At 37.7% G+C, this 2,047-nt stretch carries 4 protein-coding genes and 1 tRNA gene; 1 reads left to right on the forward strand and 4 read right to left on the reverse strand.

All coding sequences use genetic code 11. The features are described from left to right. From J536_RS24050 to J536_RS24060, 3 genes are all read right to left on the reverse strand, one after another. A partial coding sequence (locus J536_RS24050; RefSeq protein WP_032064243.1) for a ParA family protein occupies window positions 1–205 on the reverse strand: 205 nt, incomplete at its 3' end. Window positions 206–281: 76 nt separating this feature from the next. Beyond that, on the reverse strand, window positions 282–674 hold the full coding sequence (locus J536_RS24055) for a SirB2 family protein (protein ID WP_005071964.1): 393 nt from the start codon (window positions 672–674) through the stop codon (window positions 282–284). A gap of 11 nt (window positions 675–685) precedes the next feature. Further along, window positions 686–994: a BolA family protein gene (locus J536_RS24060; protein ID WP_002114074.1), complete on the reverse strand. Its 309-nt coding sequence runs from the start codon at window positions 992–994 to the stop codon at window positions 686–688. A gap of 230 nt (window positions 995–1,224) precedes the next feature. Between J536_RS24060 and J536_RS24065 the strand changes: the two genes are divergently transcribed. Then, window positions 1,225–1,300 (forward strand) — tRNA-Gly (locus J536_RS24065). A gap of 167 nt (window positions 1,301–1,467) precedes the next feature. On the opposite strand, the gene J536_RS24070 is transcribed toward J536_RS24065, so the two are convergent. Continuing rightward, a partial coding sequence (locus J536_RS24070) for a 4'-phosphopantetheinyl transferase family protein (RefSeq protein ID WP_032064244.1) occupies window positions 1,468–2,047 on the reverse strand: 580 nt, incomplete at its 5' end.

The following is a 2,047-nucleotide window of genomic DNA, read 5'->3' on the forward strand; positions in this document are numbered from 1 at the left end:
AATTTTCGATATTTGGCTCTAAAATTGATTTTTCAGCAGAATAGGTTGCTTCGTCACCTAAAAGATACTGACTAGAATTGGCTTGAGGATCAAGATCGATCACCAATGTTCTTAAGCCATGTTTGGCACTAATTGCAGCCAAATTTACAGTAATACTTGATTTCCCTACACCGCCTTTTTGGTTAAACACCACACGAGTTAACATGTTTCCCTCTGCATATTATTTTACTGTACGCAGTTTAACCTAGAGCTTAATCAAAAAGGCAAAGAATGTAGAACAATTAAGCAAAAACAGGTTTCACAATCACTAAGATAATAATAGCAATAAATGCAATCGCACTAATGACCAAACCTGCACGACGCTGTGCCAACAAAAGAGTGTCATCTTTTTTAAAGGCTTTCATCAGGGAAGATAACAACACTAAAAATAGAATAATTTTAGCGTAAAACCACGGTTGTACTTGAAAGTCTTTCATGACTAACAAAATTGCACCCGTAATGAAAACCACGGTAAATGACAAATGTTGTAAGGCAACTAATACTTTACGCCCTGCTGGATTGGGTTGTTCACCTTGAACACCTATAAACAGAGTTGAAGCGCGTAAAACAAAGACCATAAGTGCGGCAGCTACTGCAGTCATATGAATAATTTTAGTGAGTAAATGTGCATCCATGAAATTAACCCTTAGCTTTTAGGTGCATGTGCACATTCTGGGCTAGCAGGAGCTTGACCTTGCCACTCACTTGGCAAATAAGCATGAATCGCTAAAGCATGAATTTGGCCTGGATTCATCAAATCAGAAGCTAACGCGTATACTTTTTGATGACGTTGAACCAAACGCAATCCATTAAATTCGTCGCTCACTATAATCACTTTAAAATGAGATTCCTTACCTGGAAAATAACCACCGTGCCCGGCAGACTCATTGATCACTTCCAAATGGCTAGGTGCAAGTGTTTGTAACCGTTCAATCAACTGTTGTTCAAGGCTCATAGCTTTTCCTTTTACGATTATTCGTATATTTGCACCTAGTATACCTTGTCTACACACAAACAAAAGTTGCTCTTGTATGCTTTGACTTCAAACAAAATGTCTATTTATTCGGCAACTTAACAATAAAAATACCGCTAAATGCTCATTTCTGTTTTTATTTTATGCAATCAGCATAATTATTTGCATAAAGTTGTTGACCCTTGTTTTGCTTAATGTATTATAAGCGGCACGCGGGAATAGCTCAGTTGGTAGAGCATAACCTTGCCAAGGTTGGGGTCGCGAGTTCGAGTCTCGTTTCCCGCTCCAAATTTAAAAGGCCCTAGTCGAAAGACTGGGGCTTTTTTCTTTTTATCGACCCATGATTTTACGTTCTATCGATTCACAGCATATTCATTCTGAGAATAGCTCAGCTCAAGGCCGAGTATTTCATTGATAGACTCAGATTTTTAAACCAGTAATTGTTTCGAGTTAATCTAGTTATATTTGCAGGGTATTGGTGTTATCCGATGCGTAGATATAAAGGGTAATGATTGAAAACAATCCAAGTTAAAGCGCTCTAGACTACATCTTTGTTGTAAACAGATAGAAAAGATGAAGTTATGATCATAGACATAGCTTTGGAAATAATATTCTTCTGCCTTTTGAATATCACGAGTTGAATCGAGAAACTCTATATGTTCAGCTAACACATGAAAGTTGAGCTTCTTTAAATGACGACTCATTCCTTCGCCAGTACATTTAATATAGGATTCTTTTAAGGTCCATATTTGAAAAAACCGTTGATATACAGTGGATGGATCAATCCTTTCATTTTCCTGAATCCATTCAATTTCACTTGGCGCTAACACACTATCGACACGCATCCAATCGAACTCACGGTCCAGCCGTTCAACATCAACTCCTATTTCTCCTTTTTCAGTCACCGCAAGAACAATAACGTCTGCTGAATGACTAAGATTGAAATAAACAGCTTTACTACCTTGTATAAAAGGTTTGCCGTTAGGTTGTAATTGAATGTTGACCTCATGGGGTGAAATACCCAACTTATCTGCT

Source organism: Acinetobacter sp. 809848, assembly GCF_000581275.1.
Taxonomy (GTDB): Bacteria; Pseudomonadota; Gammaproteobacteria; order Pseudomonadales; family Moraxellaceae; genus Acinetobacter; species Acinetobacter pittii.